This is a genomic window from Dactylosporangium thailandense (assembly GCF_059739745.1).
The window spans coordinates 5,608,611-5,625,485 of record NZ_AP029195.1 but is presented as its reverse complement, the minus strand read 5'-3'; the positions used below and the strand labels follow the sequence as shown (position 1 = coordinate 5,625,485).

Sequence of the window (16,875 nt, the reverse complement as noted above, 5' to 3'; positions counted from 1 at the left end):
GTCACAGTGACGGTGGAAGTCCGAAGGCAGGGAAATGCTCGGCGCCGAGAAACGCGGTGATCGCGGCGATGCGGTCGGCGCGGAGTGTCAGCGCGGTGATCGACCAGGCGATGTGGTCGCTGCCGGCGTCCGGGCCCACGTAGAACGCCACCGCTGGTTGCCCGTTGGCGCTGATCGGCCGGTACCGCCAGCTCGGGCAGCGGGTCATCGGGACCGCGAGGGCGAAGTCCGCCACCGCGGCTCGGCCGCGGTACCAGTGTCGCAGCGGCGGCATGGACCAGGTCACATCACCGGTGAGGAGCGCGACGAATCGGTCGATGTCGCCGCGTTCGAGGGCGTCGGCGAACTCGGTGACCGTCTGGCGCACCCGTGCGTCACCCAGCTTCCGGACAGCCTCTTGCTGGGTCGGGCCGGTTGCCTTGTCCGGCGGTGCCGCGTACCTCGAACACCTGAGCGGCCCCGGCACACCGATGCTCGCGGCCCGATGAGACCAGAGCCGGGAGTTGGGCGCCTAGCCCGGCCTCAGGCCTGCTTGAGGCGCCAGGTCTTGCTGTCGAAGACCACGCACACGCTCGGCGACATCACGATCACTCGCAGGGTGCCGTCGGCCGCCTGGTAGTCGATGCCCTCGACCTCGAACGAGCCGGAGCAGGCGCTCGACAGCGGCAGCTGCCGCAGGGCGGTCACGTGGCCGGTCAGGTCGGTGCCGTCGGGGGCTCGGGCCAGGTCGATCCGCAGCAGCGGCTTGGTGATGCCGAACAGGGTGCCGTCGGGGTCGTCGGACGCGCACAGCAGGGCGGTCGCCGAGAGGAAGTCGCAGCCCTGCACATCGCGCACGGCGTGGTCGAGGCGCACGGTGAACGCGAGCGGCAGGTTCGCGCCCGCCACGGCGGCGGGGTTGAGGCCGGGCGTGGGGAAGCCGAGCAGGCGGTCCATGGTGCCCCACTCGCCGGCCAGCATCCACGTGCCGTCCGGGGTGATCGCGGACCACGAGTTGTTGTACGCCTCGCCCGCCGTCAGCGCGTGGCGGTACTCGGTCCAGGCCCCGGCCGGCGACTGGGCGCGGAACATCTTGCCGTTGTGGTCGCCGCGCTCGTACGGCTCCACGTACCAGCCGGCGACGGAGTCGGGATCGCCGACGTGGTCGAATCCGCGCGCGGCCACGTCGGGCGGGATGGTGCCGACGCCGGTGTAGCGGTACTCCACGGTGCTGCCCCGGCGGATGACGGTCAGGCCCTGGCTCTCGTCGAGCGGGCGGGCGCGATCGGAGCCGACGGTCACCCAGTTCGTCGCGGCGTGCGCGGGGACGGCGGGCGCGAGGACCGCGGCGAGGACGGCGGCGGCGACGACCGCGCGCCGCGCGAAGGAGTTCTGCATGGCGGGCAGCGTGCCAGATATAGATGTACGTCGCTAGTATGCGCCGTTGAGGCACGATGGACCGATGACGGACAATGTGCTGGCCGAGCAGGTGGGGTACTACCGCAGCCGCGCCGGGGAGTATGACGCCACGGCCTACGGGGACGTGGACGCGGCCCGGGTGCGGATCGCGCGGCTCGTGCGCGCGATGGCGCCGCGCGGGCGGGTGCTCGAGCTCGCCTGCGGCACCGGGATGTGGACGGAGGCGCTCGCGCGCGAGGCCGGCTCGGTGCACGCCGTGGACGCCGCGCCCGAGGCGATCGCCATCGCCCGGGAGCGCGTGCGGGAGGGCGAGGTCGCCTTCGAGGTCGCGGACGTGTTCGGGTTCCGGGCCGGGCCGGCGTACGACGTCGTGTTCTTCTCCGCCTGGCTCTCCCACGTGCCGCAGGAGCGCTTCGAGGAGTTCTGGCGCCTCGTGCGCGATCGGCTCGCCCCCGGCGGGCGCGTCCTGTTCGTCGACGAGCACGTGGACGAACAGCCCAAGGAGGCCTTCGTCGGCGACGAGGTGGTCGAGCGGCGGCTCACCGACGGGCGCACGTTCCGCATCGTCAAGCGCTTCATCGACCCGCCGGCGCTGCGGGACCGGCTGCGCGGGCTCGGGTGGGAGTGCCGCATCGAGCGCGACGGCAACGACTGGATCCTCGGCGAGGCGCGGATCGGCGACGGGCGCCGCGACTGACCGCGACGCCCGCCGGACACGACGACGACCCGCGGCCACGCCCGCTGCGCATGACCGCGACCGACGCCGCGTGCGCCGTGAGTGTCGGAGGAGGTCGTGGCGTCGTGGCGTCAGCGGGAGCCGCGGATGAGGAAGCTGCGCGCGGCCCACAGCACGCCCAGCACGATCGCGCCGATCACCGCGAAGGTGCCCACGGCCGAGGAATCGGTCAGCGCCACGATCGCCACCGCGGCGCCGTAGCAGACGGACAGGATCAGCATGATGTTCATCGACAGACGAGGACTCATGGCCATCACCATCCCGCCGCCGGGCGCCCCGCACATCCAACGACCGTTGGATGCGCCGCCCGCGCGCATTGGCGATGCTGGTGGGATGGACGATCCCGATGGGGCCGGCGATCCTGGGCAGCACGAGTGGCATCGGCTCGCGGCGGGGTGGCATCTCGCGTTCGCCGCGCTGGCCGTCACCGCCGCGGGGCTCATCGCGTTCGACGGGGATCTCGGGGCCGGGCGCCGGGTGCTCGGGGTGGCGATCGTCGCCGCGCTCGCCGCGTGGTACCCCGTCGCCGGTGCCGGCCTGCTGCGGCGCCCGCGGGACGGCAAGGGGTGGCTGTACGTCGGGATCGCCGTCGTCCTGAGCACCGCCGCCGTCGCCGTGTCGCCCGCCGGGGCCGTGCTGTTGTTCCTGCTCTTTCCGCACGTGTGGGCCATGCTGCCCGCCCGGCAGGCGATCGCCGGCTCCGTCGCCGCCGTGGTGGCGATCGGGGCCGTGTTCGCGCTGCGGTACCCGCCCGAGACGGTCCTGCTCCCGGCCGCCCTCGCGCTGGTGTGCGCCGTCGGCGTCGGGCTCTGGATCAGCCGCATCATCGACCAGAGCGCGCACCGGGCGCGGCTCGTCGCCGAGCTCGACGCCACCCGGGCCGAGCTCGCCGAGGTCAGCCGCGAGGCGGGCGCGCTCGCCGAACGCGAGCGCATGGCCCGCGACATCCACGACACGGTCGCGCAGGGGTTCACGAGCGTCCTGCTGCTGCTCGACGCGCTCGAGGCCGAGCTGGGCGACGGGAACGGGGCGGCGCTGGCGTACCTGTACCGAGCCCGCGACACCGCCCGCGACAACCTCGGCGAGGCGCGCTCGCTCATCGACGCCGCGACTCCTCCGGCGCTGCGGGCCGCCTCGCTGCCGGCCGCGCTGCGGCTGGTCGTCGACCGCATCGGCCCCGACCTGCCCGGCGGCGCCACGCTGACCGTCGAGGGCGAGCCGCGGCCGCTGCCCGCCGAGCTGGAGGTGGTGGCGCTGCGGGCCGGCCAGGAGGCGCTCGCGAACGTGCGCCGGCATGCGGGCGCGTCGCGGGTGGAGGTGTGCATACGGTACGGCGGCGGGCTCTTGGGTCTTCGCGTCAGCGACGACGGGCGCGGCTTCGACGCGGGCGCCCGCCCGGCGGGCTTCGGCCTGGCCGGGCTGCGCGAGCGCGTGACGGCCGCGGGCGGCTCGGTCGCGGTGCGCACCAGCCCCGGCCAGGGCGTGACCGTCGACGTGGAGCTGCCGGCGTGAACGGCCGGGCCGGTTGTTCACACAACGCGCGGCGGGCGGCGGCGTGAGCGGCCGGCAGGGTTGCTTTCTCGACGCGCGGCGGGCGGCGGCGTGAGCGGCCGGGACGGTTGTTTTCTCGACGCGCGGCGGGCGGCGGCGTGAGCGGCCGGGATGGTTGTTTTCTCGACGCGCGGCGGGCGGTGGCGTGAGCGGCCGGGACGGCTGCCCTCGCGGCGCGTGGTGTGCGGCGGCGGTCGCTCTGATCGGCGGCGTGCCGGTCGACTGGGAGCCGGCGGCGTGAATGGCGGGGGCGGCTTCCTCGGGGCATCGGCGGCCGGGGTGGCGGCGTCAGCACGATGGCGTGCCGGTCGACGCGGTGTCGGCGACGGCGAAGGCGGTCGCGGCGGGTGCGACCGGGTCGGTGTTCCTGCGGTGGCATCGGAGGCGGTGGCGTGAGCGGCCAGGACGGTGACGGCGTGACGGTGCGGTTACTCGTGGTGGACGACCACCCTATCGTCCGGGAGGGTTTACGGGCTGTGCTGGACCGTGAACCCGACCTCGTGGTCGAGGCTGACTGCGGCCGCGGGTACGAGGCGGTCCGGCTCGCCGCGGCGCTGCGGCCCGACGTGGTGCTCATGGATCTGCGGCTGCCCGACCTCGACGGGATCGCCGCGATCGAGCGGATCACCGCCGACGGTGCGGCCAAGGTGCTCGTGCTGACCAGCTACGACACGGACGGTGACGTGGTGCGGGCGGTGGCCGCGGGCGCGGTCGGATACCTGCTCAAGGGGTGCAGCCGGGAGGAGCTGACCGCGGCCGTGCGCACGGCGGCGCGGGGCGGCACCGCACTCGCCGCGCCGGCCGCCGACCGGCTCGTGCGGGCCCGGCGCGGGGACGTGCCGCAGCTGACCAACCGCGAGCTCGACGTGCTGCGCTGCCTCGCCCGCGGCCTGTCCAACCCCGAGACCGGCCGGGAGCTGTTCGTGAGCGAGGCGACGGTGAAGAGCCACGTCATGCGCATCTTCGACAAGCTCGGCGTGAAGGACCGGACGGCCGCCGTCACCGCTGCGATCGCCCGGGGCCTGCTCCCTCCGCCGCAGTAGGTCGCCGGTGACCGTCCGTGCTCGCCGCGACCAGCTGTCGGGGCGGCTGTGGCGGTCACCGTGTGTGCAAGATCGGCTGCGGCACTCGGACCGTCGCGAAACTCGCCGCAGGAGCCCGGCCGTGCCGCGAGGGGGCCTTGTCGTGCGTGAGGAAGCCCTGCCGCGCCGCGAAAGGAGAGGGCACTGCCGCGCCGCGAGAGGAGAGGGCACTGCCGCGCCGCGAGAGGAGAGGGCACTGCCGCGCCGCGAGAGGAGAGGGCACTGCCGCGCCGCGAGAGGAGAGGGGCCTGTCGCGCCGCGAGGGGAGAGGGCCGTGCCGCGAGGGGAGAGGGCCGATGCGGGTGAGGAGCCCGTGCGCGTGCGAGGTGAGCAGTGTCGGGTCGCGCGTGCGAGGGCCGCGCGCGGCTGTGCGGCGAATGGGGAAGCGGCAAAAGCCCCGCCGTGGTGGGCGAACGGTGGGGTCAGGCGTCCACGCCGATGCGTTCGCGCAGATCCTCGGCCCACAGGTCCGCGGTGTAGACCGGCGTCCCCGGCTGGTGTTTGCGACCCCCGTCGGCCAGCCCGCCCGCGTCGACCGGCTCGAAGCCGAGCTGCTCCACCAGGTCGAACACCTTCCACTTGGCGTCCGAGTCGTCCGCCGACACGGGGATGCCGTAGCGGCGGTTGGCGCCGGCCGAGTGGCCGTAGCTGCGCAGGTGGTCCCACCGCATCGCGTTGAAGGCCTTCACCACGTGCGCGCCCGGCAGCTCCCACTGCACCAGCTCGCTGCTGGTCACGTGGCCGTCCTCGAGCTCGGCGAACCGGCCGTCGCGCTGCGGGTAGTAGTTGCTCGCGTCGATCACGGTCTTGCCGTTCAGCTCGGCCGCCGGCAGGTCCCGGTACTGCCCGAACGGCACCGCGAGCACGACGATCTCGCCGAAGCGTGCGGCCTCGTCGGGTGTTACCGCGTGTACCCGGCGGCCTAGGTCGAGTTCGAGGTCGCGCAGGGTGTCCGGGCCGTGGCGGTTGGCTATCGCGACGTCGTCGCCGGCCTCGGCGCACAGGTAGGCGAGCGTCGAGCCGATGTGGCCCGCTCCGATCAGTCCGATTCTCATGCGCTCCGGCTACCCGGGCCGGACGCGTTCACCCAAGAACCGGCCCGTGCCGGACGCGTTCACCCGAAACCTGCCCATACCGAACGACATCACCGAACGGCCGCTCATCCCGGACCCGTGAACCGAATGCGCGCCCGGCTCGGGACGCGAGGACCGGATACGCGCCCGCCCGCGACGCGAGGATCGGATACGCGCCCGGCCCGGGACGCGAGCATTGAATACGCGCACGCCCGGGGACGCATGGGTCGAGCCGGAGTCGCCAAGCCGAAGCGCGCGCCCGAAAACACGCTCGCATAGGGCGCGCGTGAACCAGGCAAGAGGCGGTTCCGGACCCGGGAGCGCCCGGGAGCGCCTGGAGCGCGGGAACGGCCCCGCACCAGGGCCGTTCACGTGCAACGCTCCAGCCGCTAGGCTCTCACCGTGCGTAACCTCGCCACCGACCAGCACATCTGCTGGACGTATGACGACCCCGGGCAAATGCACGCTTACGCACGGTCATACCTCGATGCCGGGCTCGCGGCCGGACAGCGGGCCTGGTTCGCCGGCCTCGCCGACCCGGGCTGGCTGCCCGAGGGCGCCGAGTTCGTCTCGCTCGATTCCACCTACGCGGCCGGTGTCGCCGTCGACCCGAAGGCCCAGGTCGCCGCGTACGCCGCGGCCACCGAAGCGGCGCTCGCCGCCGGGCACACCGGGCTGCGCGTGTTCGCCGACTGCACCGCGCTCGTGCGCACCGACGCGGAGCTGGACGCGTTCGCGCGGTACGAGGCCCTGGTCGACCGCTTCATCGCCGTCGCGCCGATGCAGGCCGTGTGCGCGCTGCGCCGGGCCGAGGCCGGTGCGCGGGCCGTCGGCGAGCTCGCCTGCCTGCACCCGCGCACCAACGCCGCCGAGGCCCCGTTCACCTTGCGCGGCGACCCTCACGCGCCCGGCGCGGTGCTGGTCAGTGGCGAACTCGACAGCGCCGCCGACCTGCTGTTTCCCGTCGCGCTCGATCGGGTAGAACCACATCCTGAGCACGGGCAGATCATCTTCGACGCGCACGGCCTGCGGTTCGTCGACCACCGGGCGCTGCTGCACCTGCAGCGCTACGCGGAGCGGCGCGACGTCACCGTGGTGCTGCGCACCTCGCTGACGACCGCGGCGCACCTGGTCGAGCTGCTGCGGCTGACGCGGATCCGGATAGAGGCGGCGGGATGAGAACGGGGGCCGGAGCCGGGCACACCGGCTACCTGCACGAGGCGGTGTGCTACGACTCCGACGAGCACCTGCTCGCCGTGGTGATGCCCTTCCTGCTGGGCGGCGTCGAGGCCGGCGAGCCCACGCTGGTCTCGTTCGGCGCTCGCAACGCGGCCCTGGTCCGTGACGCCCTGCCGGCCGGCTGCCCGGTGACGTTCCTCTCCGGCGGCGAGGTCTATGCCCGCCCGGCCGGGGCCATCCGCTCCTACCGCGACCTGCTCGCCGGGCACGTGGCCGCCGGCGCCGGGCAGATCCGCATCGTCGGCGAGCTCGGCCGCGAGCAGTTCGGCGACACCTGGGACTGGTGGGCCCGATACGAGTCGGCGATCAACCACGCCTACGACGATTTCCCGCTGTGGAGCATGTGCGCGTACGACACCCGCAGCACGCCCGCCCGCGTGCTCGCCGACGTGCTGCGCACCCACCCGCAGACCGCCGGGCCCGGCGGGCGGCACACGGCCAACGACGAGTACACCGACCCCGAGACGTTCCTGCTGGAGAACCGGCCCGAGATCGCCGACCCGCTGCAGTGGCATCCCCCGGCCGCCGACGTGCTCGACGCGCCGCCCGAGGAGGCCCGCCGGATCGTGCGCGCGGCCGGCGAGGGCCGGGTCGGCCGGGCGCGGCTGGACGACCTCACGCTCGCGGTGAGCGAGATCGTGGCGAACGCCGGCCGGTACGGCCGGCCGTCGACCCGCCTGCGTGTGTGGGCCGCGGACGGGCGCGTGATCGTGTCCGTGGCCGACACCGGCGCCGGCCCGAAGGACCCGTTCGCGGGGCTGCTGCCCGCAGCCAGCGAGCACTCCGCCGGCTTCGGGCTGTGGATCACCCACCAGATCTGCGACCACGTCACCCTGCAGCGCGCACCCGGCGGATTCACGGTCCGGATGACCGTACAGAGCTAGACCGGCTGCGCGGCCGGCTGGAGCCGCGCCTCGAGCTCCTCCGGGGCGAGCGGGCGGGCGTAGAGGTACCCCTGCCCGAGCTCGTACCCCTGCCGCCGCAGCAACTCGGCCTGCGCCGGGGTCTCGATGCCCTCCGCGACCGCCGCGAGATCGAGCGTCTTCGCGATGTGGATGACCGCCTGGGCGACCGCCGCCGGCCGGCCCGCGGTCGTGATCTCCTCCACGAAGCTGCGGTCGAGCTTGAGCGTGGTGACGGGGCAGGTCAGCAGCAGCCCGAGCGAGGACGCGGCGGTGCCGAAGTCGTCCAGCGCGATGCGCACCCCGAGCGCCCGCAGCTCGTGCAGGGTCGCGATCGCCTGCCCGTCGTTGAGCACCGCGGTCTCGGTCACCTCGACCAGCAGCCGCTGCGCCGGCAGCCCGGCCGCGGCCAGGGCGGCGCGCACGTCGTCGACGAACCCGGGGTCCTGCAGCTGGCGCCCGGCCACGTTGACGGTGATCGAGCGCAGGGCGTCGTCGCCGTACCGCCGCAGCCACTGCGACGCCTGCAAGCACGCCTCGCGCAGGGCCCAGCGGCCCAGCGGCACGATCAGGCCGGACTGCTCGGCGACGGGGATGAACTCGGCCGGCGAGACCGGGCCGCGCGTCGGGTGCTCGAAGCGCATCAGCGCCTCGGCCCCGAACAGCGCACCGTCCTCGAGCCGGACGATCGGCTGGTACCGCAGGTAGAGCCGATCGGTCCCGATGGCGTCGCGCAGATCCGCACCGAGCTCGGCGTGCGCCTGGATGCGGGCCGCCATGTCCGGCGTGTAGCCCACGGAGTTGCCCTTGCCGCGGTCCTTCGCGGCGTACATCGCGATGTCGGCCTTGCGCAGCAGGGTGCCCAGGTCGTCGCCGGTCCCGGCGGGCGCGACGCCGATGCTGGCGTGCACGAGCAGGTGGTGCCCGGCCGCGCTCACGGGCGGCACGAGCAGCGACAGCACCCGCTCCGCGGCCCGGTCGGCGTCCCCGCCCGGCGCGTGGCGCAGCAGGACCGCGAACTCGTCCCCGCCCAGGCGGGCCACGACGTCGCCGCCCCGCACCGCGGCCCGCAGCCGCTCGGCGACCGCCACGAGCACGGCGTCGCCGACGTCGTGCCCGAGCGTGTCGTTGACCTCCTTGAAGTCGTCGAGGTCGATGAGCAGCACGGCCGCGCTCGCGTCGCGGGTCAGGGCCTCGTCGACGAGCGCGCTGAACCCGGCCCGGTTGGCCAGGCCGGTGAGCGTGTCGTGGGTCGCCTGGTGCTGCAGCTGCTGCTCGTGCCGGCTGACCGAGTCGAGCAGGTGCGCGTTGTCCCGCAGGGCGAACAGCTGCCGCGCGACCACGATCCCGGTGATGAGGATGGCCCCGAGCGCCACCGGCGCGATGTCGACGACGCCGTGCTCCCGCCCCGCGCGGAAGCTCTGCACCGCGAGCAGCAGCGAGGTGGCCCCGACGGCGACGTACGGCAGCATCGAGAACCGCCGCTGGCGCCGCGCGCCGGCCCGTGGGTCGGCGGGGTCGTCGCTGCGGCGGCGCTGGACGTGCGCGGACCAGGTGACGATGAGCATGTTCACGATGATGCTGATCGGCTGCAGCCCGACCCAGCGGGGCTGGTTGGTGATCGGCGCCGCCGCGGAGGCGAACACGCCGATGAGGATGGTGAGCGCCAGCAGCCGCAGCGACGCCGAGCTCACCGGCCCGCTGCCGACCATCACCACCTTCATCACCGCGACCAGCGCCAGCAGGCAGACCAGGGAGATCAGCAGGATCCCGAGGAACTTGGGCACGTCGGTGTGGCTCTGCGCGAGCGGCCGGAGCACGAGGTGCCACAGGAACAGCGCCGCGGCGGCCGTGACGGTCGCCCCGTCCAGCGTGAGCCGCACCCACTCGTTGCGGCTGCGCTCGCCGACGGGGAGCCGCAGCAGCGCCCACATCACGATCAGCAGCCCGATGGCGAGCAGCGGCACGGCGGTACCGACGAAGAGCAACGGGCGCGAGGACCACTGGGCGAACGTGGCCACGGTCATGAGGCTGGCCCCGGTCAGCACGAGCACCTCGACGGCGGTGAGGGTCGCCCAGAACCGCCGCGCGGCCGGGTGCAGCCCCGGCGAGCGGGACACCCGCAGCGTGGTGAGCATGGCGACCACGCTGGTCGCGGGCACCGTGAGCCACATCAGCACCTTCGGCGCCGGCAGCCCCGCGGCGAAGAACGCGGTCCAGACGCAGCCGAGCCCGAAGATCGTGATGCAGGCGATCAGCAGCGGCCGGGTGTCGGCGCGCTCGGCCCGCAGATGTGTGTCGCCCATCCCGCCGCGCCTCCCTCTCGTCCGTCTGATCGGCCGCCTGCTGGATCGGCCGCCTGCTAGATCGGTCGCCGCGCCAGGATATGAAGGAAACGCCTGTAGCCCCATCGGTCAATCCGCCACCACCGGTCACGGCCCGGATGCGCGCCGCTGACGACCACGCGACCGCCCGGCGCTGTCGACCGGCGGCGGCCGTTTCGCGTTCGTCGCGGAGCGGGAGCGGGGTGGTTGCCGGGATCATGGGCGCGCCCGGGTGTGCCGATGCTCACGCCGACCGGGACTCCGACGGACGGGCAGGGATGGCATGGCGGCACGGCGCACGGTGGCAGGGATCGGGGCAGTCATCGCGGGGGTGGCGCTCGGGGCGCCCAGCGCGTACGCGGCGGACGCCGTGGTGTCCAAGGGACGGCCCGTGGCCGCGTCGGCCGGGAGTGCGGCGCGCGCGGTCGACGGGAAGCCCTCGACGCGGTGGACGACGAGCGGGCGCGGCACGCAGTGGCTGCGGGTCGACCTGGGGGCCGTGAGCGCCGTCAGCCGCGTCAAGCTGTCCTGGGGTTCCGCCTTCGCCAAGGTGTACCGCCTGGAGACCTCCGCCGACGGGAGCACCTGGACGCCGCTGTACGCCACCGGCGCCGGCGACGGCAAGACCGACGACATCGCCGGGCTGGGCGGCACCGGGCGCTACGTGCGGCTGACGGCGACCCCGCGCGGCGCGAAGGGACTCGCGCTCGGCGAGCTGGAGGTCTACGGGCACCGGGCCGAGGCGGCCCCGGCCCCGGCACCGTCCCCGGTGACCAGGGCGGACCTGAGCACGGACGTCGCCATGCGGCTCGTGTCCTCGGCGGAGAACTCCAGCCTCGACTGGCAGGCCCAGTACCAGTACATCGAGGACATCGGGGACGGCCGCGGGTACACCGGCGGCATCATCGGCTTCTGCTCCGGCACCGGCGACATGCTCGAGGTCGTCGAGGCCTACACCGCGGCCGCGCCCGGCAACGTGCTGGCGAAGTATCTGCCGGCCCTGCGCAGTGTCAACGGCACCGCCGCGCACACCGGGCTCGGCGAGGCCTTCGTCGCCGACTGGAAGCGCGCCGCGGCCGACCCGGCGTTGCGCAAGGCCCAGGACGACGAGCGCGACCGGGTGTACTTCAACCCGGCGATCGCCCAGGCCAAGGCCGACGGGCTGCGGGCGCTGGGCCAGTTCGCCTACTTCGACGCGCTCGTCATGCACGGCCCCGGCAACGACGCCGCCAGCTTCGGCGGCATCCGCAAGGCGGCCCTGGCCAAGGCGAAGAGCCCGGCCCAGGGCGGCGACGAGACCGCGTACCTCAACGCGTTCCTCGACGCCCGGGTCGCCGCGATGCGCACCGAGGAGGCGCACAGCGACACGAGCCGCGTCGACACCGCCCAGCGCGCGTTCCTGGCCGCGGGCAACCTCGACCTGCGGCTGCCGCTGTCGTGGAAGGTGTACGGCGACTCGTACACCATCACCGCCTGACCGATCGGCCGCCGCCGCTCTACGACGCGGTGCGTGACGCTCGTCGTGCGTGACCTGCTGGCCGGGATCGCGGCGCTGCCCGGGTGCCGGGTGCTGCCCCCGGCCGGCCCGGTCGCGACCCGGCCTTCGCGCGCCTCCAGCACCGCCCCGAAACAAAGCCCTACGAGGCCGGGGGCGGTGGGAGCAGCCGGCGCAGGGTCGGTGCGACGGCCGCGACGAGGACCGGATCCTCGCCGGTCGTCATGAGCAGGTTGACCACGCCCATCGCGACGGGGCCGGTCCGCACCGCCGCCGCGGCGGCCGCGATGTCCGGCGCGGCGATGTCGGCGAGCAACTGCCGCACCAGTGCGCCTTCGCCCAGTAGGCCTCCGCCGGGACCGTCAGCCGGCCGAGCCAGGACAACAGGGCCGCCGCTCGCTCGGCCGGTGACGGTGTCGCGGCGGCGAGCAGCCGACCCAGGCCGAGGATCTGCGGCTCGGCCAGCTCGCCCGCCTGCTGGCCGGTCAGGCGGCCCAGCGTCGCGTGCAGTTCGACGGGGACCCGGCGCTCGGCAAGGTACCGGCGGCCGGCCTTGCCCGCGGGACGAAACTGCGGCCGCCGGCCGGTCTCGTGCCGGCGCAGCAGATCCATCAGCGGGGACAGGAACCGCTGGACCTGCCCGCGCACGCCGTGCTCGGCGAGCAGCAGGTGCAGCCCCGCGGCGTCATCCACCTCGAGGTCGTTGCGGAATCGTGGGCGCTCCCAGCTGACCGAACCGTAGGCGTGCAGGCTGGCCGAGGCCAGGGCCTCGCCCGCGGTGCCGCGCAGCACGACGGTCGTGTGGCCGTGACAGCGGCAGATGTCGCCGGTGAACCGGCCGGTCGTGCTCAGCGCCCGGAGCGCGCCGAGCGCCGGGGGCTCGCGCAGCTCGGCCAGCACGGCCCGCCCGGGCTGCGGACCGTCCGCCTCACCGCCCTCGACGATCTGCACGAGACGCGCGCTCGTCCAGACACCGTCGAGCCAGCCGATCATTCCAGTCTGCTCCACCGGTGCGCGATCTTACGCGTCGCGGCCGGGCAGCGCGTCCGCGGTGAGGCCGGACTGTCAGCCGCCGAGCGTGAGGTGGACCGGGCCGCCGGTCGGATCGGCGGGCCGGACCAGCGCGTACGGCACCCGGAACACGCGCCCGGGGGCGGCCGGCCACGGCAGGCGCCGCGAGCCGAGCCGGCGGCCGTCCTGCGTGGCGGTGACGCGGGGCAGGCGGCGGTGCTCGGTGGTCCACAGCAGCAGCCGGTCCCGGGCCGGCGGCGGGCCGCCCGGGTGGATGAGCTGCGGGGCCACCCAGCGCAGCGGCGGCTCGGCGACCAGTTCGACGCCCGCGCTCCCGGGCCGCCCGGCGCCGGCCAGGTGCCGCAGCACGGCGGCGGCGACGTGGCGGCCGTCGAGCGCGGCGACGTCGGCGGTGTCGACCGGGTGCAGCAGGTTGCCGGCCGCGAAGACGCCGGGGCGGCTCGTGCCCAGGGCGGCGTCGACGCGGGGGCCGAGCGTCGCCGGGTCGAGCGCGAGCCCGGCCGCGCGGGCCAGCTCGTGGTCGGGGATCCAGTCGCCGGTGAGCACGACGGTGTCGCACTCGACGCGCTCGCGGCGCCCGGTGCGCAGATCCTCAAGCTCCACAGTGGACACCCGGCCGCGCCCGTGGATGGCGGCCACGCGCGTGCGGGTGCGCACCGGGCGCAGCGGCAGCCGCAGCTCCGGCCGGGGCAGCTCGGTGGTGAGCAGGACCGTCCGGCAGCCGGCCGCGCGCAGGGTGAGCACCGCCGACCAGCTCACGAGCTCGGCCCCGACGACGACCGCGCGGCGGCCGACGGACCGGTGGTGCAGGTGCACGAGCTGCTGGAGCTGCCCGGTGGTGTAGACGCCGGCCGGCCGGTCGCCGGGGATTCCCCGCGCGGGGCGGGGCCGCTCGCGGGCGCCGGTAGCGAGCACGATCGCGTCGGCGCTCACCGTGCGCCGCCCGCGCGGCGAGGTCACCTCGAGCGCGCGGTCGCCCGCCCAGCCGGTCACCATCGCCTCGGTCTCCAGCACCGCCCCGGCCGCCGCGGCCCGCCCGGCGAGGCGGTCCGCATAGGACGGTCCACTGAGGACCCGGTGCAGATCCCGGATGCCGTACCCGCTGTGCGCGCTGTGCCGCGCAATCCCCCCGGGCGCGGCCTCCCGCTCGAGCACGAGCACCGTGCCGTCCACGCGCCCGGCCAGGGCCGCGGCCGCCGCGAGCCCGGCGGGCCCGCCCCCGACGATCGCGACGCGCACGTGCTCGCTCACTGCGGCCTCCCGCCCGACTCGGCCAGGGCCGCGACCTCGGCGCCGCAGGAGAACCCCTGGCAGCGGCCGTTCATCGCGCGGGTCCGGCGCCGCAGACCGTCCACGGTGGACGGCGGAATCGGCGAGGCGAAGGCGTCGCGGATCTCGCCCCGCGTCACCCGCTCGCAGAAGCACACGATCCGGCCGTACTCCGGGTCGGCCGCGATCGCCGCGGCGTCCTGGTAGGGCCGGGGGCCCGCCTCGCCCAGGTTCGGCATCCGGGGCGGGGGCGGCAGGCCGGGGCGCTCGGCCAGGTCCAGCACCCCGTCCACGAGGGACGCGACGTGCTCGGCGATGGCCAGGCACGCGGTGAGGCCGGTGGAGCGGATGCCGCCGGCGAGCACGTACCGGCGGGGCTCGTCCACGTCGATCAGGTAGTCGTCGGCGTCGATCGCGGCGCGCAGGCCCGCGTAGGCGGCCGTGACCTCCTCGTCCAGCAGCGTCGGCATGAGCGCGGCGCCCTTCTCGCGCAGGAACGCGAACCCGGCCTCGGAGGTGCCGGTGGCGGCCCGGTCCTCGAGGTCCTCGGCGGTCGGGCCGAGCATCACGTTGCCGTAGATCGTCGGGCTGATGAGCACGCCCTTGCCCACCTTGGACGGCACGGGCAGGACGATCCGCGGCGCCTTGGGCCGGGCGAGCTTGTCGAACACGAGCAGCTCGCCGCGGCGGGGCGTGACGGTGAACCGTTCGTGGCCGAAGAGCCGGTCGACGGCGTCGGAGCCGAGCCCGGCCGCGTTGACGACCCAGCGCGCCCCGATGTCGCCGTGCGCGGTGCTCAGCCAGGTGCGCGTGCCGTCGTCGCGCACGGCGGTGACGCGGTGGCCGCGCAGCAGGGTGACGCCGCGCCCCACCGCCTCGGTCGCGAGGGCCAGGTTCGTCGTCCACGTGCAGGTGATCGACTCGCCCGGCACCGTGAGGCCGCCGAGGGCGCCGGGGGCCAGGTCGGGCACCTGGTGGTACACCTGCCGGGAATCGACGATCGAGCACTCGGCGTAGCCGTTGCGCCGGGCCTTGTCCCGCAGGCCGGGCAGGGCCGCGAGCTGCTCGTCGTCCCACGCGACCAGCAGCGCGCCGGTGCGCTCCACGGGGATGCCGGTCGCCGCGGCGTAGTCGCCGAGCAGGTGGTAGCCGCGGGCGACCAGGCGCGCCTCGAGCGTGCCCGGTTTCGCGTCGAAGCCCGTGTGCAGGATCGCGGTGTTGGCCTTGCTCGTGCCGTCGCCGACGTCGTCGCGGGCCTCGATGAGGACCGTCGACAGGCGCGTGGCCCCGAAGCGCCGGGCGATCGCGGAGCCGACGAGGCCCGCCCCGATGACGGCGACGTCGAAGGTGCGGGCGGTCATGCCGCGGCCCTCGCGGCCTCGGCGTGCCAGCGGGCCAGGTGCTCGGCGGCCCGGTCCGGGGGCCACGCGGGCTCGAACGTGGCCGCGGGGCGCCAGCCGCCGGTCGCGTCCACGATGGACAGTCCGGGCTCCAGGGCGAGGCGGGCGCAGGCGGCGGCGCCCAGGGCGGTCGCGTGCGGGGAGGGGTACACCTCGATCGGCAGCTGCGCGAGGTCGGCCTGGGCCTGCATGAGCACGCGGGACCGGGTGAGGCCGCCGTCGACGCGCAGCCGGGTCAGCGGGGTGCCGAGGTCGTCGCCGGTGAGCGCGACGAGCGCGGCGACCTGGGCGGCGACGCCCTCCAGCACCGCGCGCACCAGGTGGCCCCGGCCGGTGCTCAGCGTCATGCCGGTGAGCGAGGCCGTCGCGGACGCGCTCCACCACGGCGCGGCCAGGCCGGCGAGCGCGGGCACGCAGAGCACGCCGCCGCAGTCGGGGGCCGCGACCGCGTCGAGCTCGGCGGCGCCGCGGATCAGGCCGAGGTCGGCGAGCCAGCGCACGGCGGAGGCGGCGGTGTAGACCTGGCCGTCGGCGCAGTACGCGGTGGTGTCCCGCAGCCGCCAGGCGACCGACGTGGCCAGGCCCTGCCGCGAGCGCGCGGCGCTCGCCCCGAGCTGGGCGAGCAGGAACGCGCCGGTGCCGTAGGTGCACTTGGCGGTGCCGGGCTCCAGGCACGCCTCGGCCAGCAGCGCGGCCTGCTGGTCGACGACGAGACCGGTGACGGGGACCTCGCCGCCGAACGCCGTGGTGGTGCCGACGATCCGGTCGCTCGGCACGATGTCGGGCAGCTCCTCGCCGCCGAGGCCGAAGAGGTCGAGCAGCTCTTCGCTCCACGCGACCCGGTCGAGGTCGAGCAGCAGGGAGCGGCTCGCCGTGGACGCGTCGGTGACGAACGCGCCGCAGAGGCGGTGGACGAGCCAGGTGTCGGTGGTGGTGACGACGCCCTCGGAGGTGCGGTGCTCGCGCAGCCAGCGCATCTTCGGGGCCGAGAAGTACGGGTCGAGCACGAGGCCGGTCAGCTCGGCGACGCGCGGCCCGGCGCCGGCGCGGGCGGCGCAGATCGCCTCGGCGCGGCGGTCCTGCCAGACGACGGCCGGGCCGAGCGGCTTGCCGGTGGCCCGGTCCCAGGCCAGCACGGTCTCGCCCTGGTTGGCCAGCGCCACCGCGTCCAGGGGGACGCCGGCCTCGGCCGCCGCCCTCCGCCCGGCGTCGAGCACGGAGCGCAGCAGCGCGTGCGGGTCGACCTCGACGCCGCCGCCGTCGAGGTAGACGGGCCGCAGCTCCTCCTCGGCGGTCGCGAGCACGCGCCCGGCGGCGTCCGTCACCACCGCCTTGGTGCCGGACGTGCCCTGGTCGATCGCGAGAACGTGCACG

The 16,875-nt window shown here is 75.1% G+C and carries 15 protein-coding genes; 6 read left to right on the top strand and 9 right to left on the bottom strand.

Annotation, left to right across the window (positions count from 1 at the left end):
* Nucleotide 1: 1 nt before the first annotated feature.
* Together AC6JBM_RS24490 and AC6JBM_RS24485 are read right to left on the bottom strand one after the other, a co-directional pair.
* Nucleotides 2–367: a nuclear transport factor 2 family protein gene (locus AC6JBM_RS24490; protein WP_497985909.1), complete on the bottom strand. Its 366-nt coding sequence runs from the start codon at nucleotides 365–367 to the stop codon at nucleotides 2–4.
* A 155-nt stretch (nucleotides 368–522) separates the two neighbouring features.
* The gene (locus AC6JBM_RS24485) at nucleotides 523–1,377 is read right to left on the bottom strand and encodes a hypothetical protein (protein WP_497985908.1); all 855 of its coding nucleotides are present in this window, start codon (nucleotides 1,375–1,377) and stop codon (nucleotides 523–525) included.
* A gap of 64 nt (nucleotides 1,378–1,441) precedes the next feature.
* Between AC6JBM_RS24485 and AC6JBM_RS24480 the strand changes: the two genes are divergently transcribed.
* Entirely contained in the window at nucleotides 1,442–2,095 is a 654-nt protein-coding gene (locus AC6JBM_RS24480; RefSeq protein WP_497985907.1) for a class I SAM-dependent methyltransferase, read from the top strand.
* A 110-nt stretch (nucleotides 2,096–2,205) separates the two neighbouring features.
* On the opposite strand, the gene AC6JBM_RS24475 is transcribed toward AC6JBM_RS24480, so the two are convergent.
* Nucleotides 2,206–2,382: a hypothetical protein gene (locus AC6JBM_RS24475; RefSeq protein WP_497985906.1), complete on the bottom strand. Its 177-nt coding sequence runs from the start codon at nucleotides 2,380–2,382 to the stop codon at nucleotides 2,206–2,208.
* A gap of 85 nt (nucleotides 2,383–2,467) precedes the next feature.
* On the opposite strand from AC6JBM_RS24475, the gene AC6JBM_RS24470 reads away from it, so the two are divergent.
* Nucleotides 2,468–3,646: a sensor histidine kinase gene (locus AC6JBM_RS24470; RefSeq protein ID WP_497985905.1), complete on the top strand. Its 1,179-nt coding sequence runs from the start codon at nucleotides 2,468–2,470 to the stop codon at nucleotides 3,644–3,646.
* Nucleotides 3,647–4,101: 455 nt separating this feature from the next.
* Nucleotides 4,102–4,728 (top strand): response regulator, encoded by a 627-nt coding sequence (locus tag AC6JBM_RS24465; protein WP_497985904.1) that lies wholly within the window; start codon nucleotides 4,102–4,104, stop codon nucleotides 4,726–4,728.
* 461 nt (nucleotides 4,729–5,189) lie between these two features.
* Here AC6JBM_RS24465 and AC6JBM_RS24460 read toward each other — a convergent pair whose 3' ends face one another.
* Complete coding sequence (locus AC6JBM_RS24460; protein ID WP_497985903.1) at nucleotides 5,190–5,822, bottom strand: NADPH-dependent F420 reductase; 633 nt, start codon at nucleotides 5,820–5,822, stop codon at nucleotides 5,190–5,192.
* A gap of 420 nt (nucleotides 5,823–6,242) precedes the next feature.
* Between AC6JBM_RS24460 and AC6JBM_RS24455 the strand changes: the two genes are divergently transcribed.
* Both AC6JBM_RS24455 and AC6JBM_RS24450 read left to right on the top strand, forming a co-directional pair.
* A complete protein-coding gene (locus AC6JBM_RS24455; RefSeq protein WP_497985902.1) occupies nucleotides 6,243–7,019 on the top strand; it encodes an MEDS domain-containing protein in 777 nt (258 codons plus the stop codon).
* Nucleotides 7,016–7,963 carry an anti-sigma factor RsbA family regulatory protein gene (locus AC6JBM_RS24450; protein WP_497985901.1) on the top strand — a complete coding sequence of 316 codons (948 nt, stop codon included), beginning with the start codon at nucleotides 7,016–7,018 and terminating at the stop codon, nucleotides 7,961–7,963. The genes AC6JBM_RS24455 and AC6JBM_RS24450 overlap by 4 nt, the downstream gene beginning before the upstream one ends.
* On the opposite strand, the gene AC6JBM_RS24445 is transcribed toward AC6JBM_RS24450, so the two are convergent.
* Nucleotides 7,960–10,287, bottom strand: coding sequence for a putative bifunctional diguanylate cyclase/phosphodiesterase (locus AC6JBM_RS24445; RefSeq protein ID WP_497985900.1), 2,328 nt, complete (start codon nucleotides 10,285–10,287; stop codon nucleotides 7,960–7,962). The two genes, AC6JBM_RS24450 and AC6JBM_RS24445, sit on opposite strands and share 4 nt — an antisense overlap.
* A gap of 301 nt (nucleotides 10,288–10,588) precedes the next feature.
* Here AC6JBM_RS24445 and AC6JBM_RS24440 point away from each other — a divergent pair, with 301 nt between their 5' ends.
* A complete protein-coding gene (locus tag AC6JBM_RS24440) occupies nucleotides 10,589–11,782 on the top strand; it encodes a chitosanase (protein ID WP_497985899.1) in 1,194 nt (397 codons plus the stop codon).
* Between the two features lie 240 nt (nucleotides 11,783–12,022).
* On the opposite strand, the gene AC6JBM_RS24435 is transcribed toward AC6JBM_RS24440, so the two are convergent.
* From AC6JBM_RS24435 to AC6JBM_RS24420, 4 genes are read right to left on the bottom strand one after another with little or no spacing between them, the layout of a single operon-like run.
* Nucleotides 12,023–12,808 (bottom strand): hypothetical protein, encoded by a 786-nt coding sequence (locus tag AC6JBM_RS24435; protein ID WP_497985898.1) that lies wholly within the window; start codon nucleotides 12,806–12,808, stop codon nucleotides 12,023–12,025.
* A gap of 57 nt (nucleotides 12,809–12,865) precedes the next feature.
* Nucleotides 12,866–14,083, bottom strand: a complete 1,218-nt coding sequence (locus AC6JBM_RS24430; protein ID WP_497985897.1) for an NAD(P)/FAD-dependent oxidoreductase — start codon at nucleotides 14,081–14,083, stop codon at nucleotides 12,866–12,868.
* A complete protein-coding gene (locus AC6JBM_RS24425; RefSeq protein ID WP_497985896.1) occupies nucleotides 14,080–15,462 on the bottom strand; it encodes an NAD(P)/FAD-dependent oxidoreductase in 1,383 nt (460 codons plus the stop codon). The genes AC6JBM_RS24430 and AC6JBM_RS24425 overlap by 4 nt, the downstream gene beginning before the upstream one ends.
* Nucleotides 15,459–16,874, bottom strand: a complete 1,416-nt coding sequence (locus AC6JBM_RS24420; protein ID WP_497985895.1) for an FGGY family carbohydrate kinase — start codon at nucleotides 16,872–16,874, stop codon at nucleotides 15,459–15,461. The genes AC6JBM_RS24425 and AC6JBM_RS24420 overlap by 4 nt, the downstream gene beginning before the upstream one ends.
* Between the last annotated feature and the right edge of the window lies 1 nt (nucleotide 16,875).

Bases quoted from the DNA above. Each gene is read 5' to 3' on its own strand.
- AC6JBM_RS24450 (WP_497985901.1), top strand. From the start codon at position 7,016: ATGAGAACGGGGGCCGGAGCCGGGCACACCGGCTACCTGCACGAGGCG.
- AC6JBM_RS24485 (WP_497985908.1), bottom strand. From the start codon at position 1,377: ATGCAGAACTCCTTCGCGCGGCGCGCGGTCGTCGCCGCCGCCGTCCTC.
- AC6JBM_RS24445 (WP_497985900.1), bottom strand. From the start codon at position 10,287: ATGGGCGACACACATCTGCGGGCCGAGCGCGCCGACACCCGGCCGCTG.
- AC6JBM_RS24425 (WP_497985896.1), bottom strand. From the start codon at position 15,462: ATGACCGCCCGCACCTTCGACGTCGCCGTCATCGGGGCGGGCCTCGTC.
- AC6JBM_RS24475 (WP_497985906.1), bottom strand. From the start codon at position 2,382: ATGAGTCCTCGTCTGTCGATGAACATCATGCTGATCCTGTCCGTCTGC.
- AC6JBM_RS24460 (WP_497985903.1), bottom strand. From the start codon at position 5,822: ATGAGAATCGGACTGATCGGAGCGGGCCACATCGGCTCGACGCTCGCC.
- AC6JBM_RS24440 (WP_497985899.1), top strand. From the start codon at position 10,589: ATGGCGGCACGGCGCACGGTGGCAGGGATCGGGGCAGTCATCGCGGGG.
- AC6JBM_RS24480 (WP_497985907.1), top strand. From the start codon at position 1,442: ATGACGGACAATGTGCTGGCCGAGCAGGTGGGGTACTACCGCAGCCGC.
- AC6JBM_RS24470 (WP_497985905.1), top strand. From the start codon at position 2,468: ATGGACGATCCCGATGGGGCCGGCGATCCTGGGCAGCACGAGTGGCAT.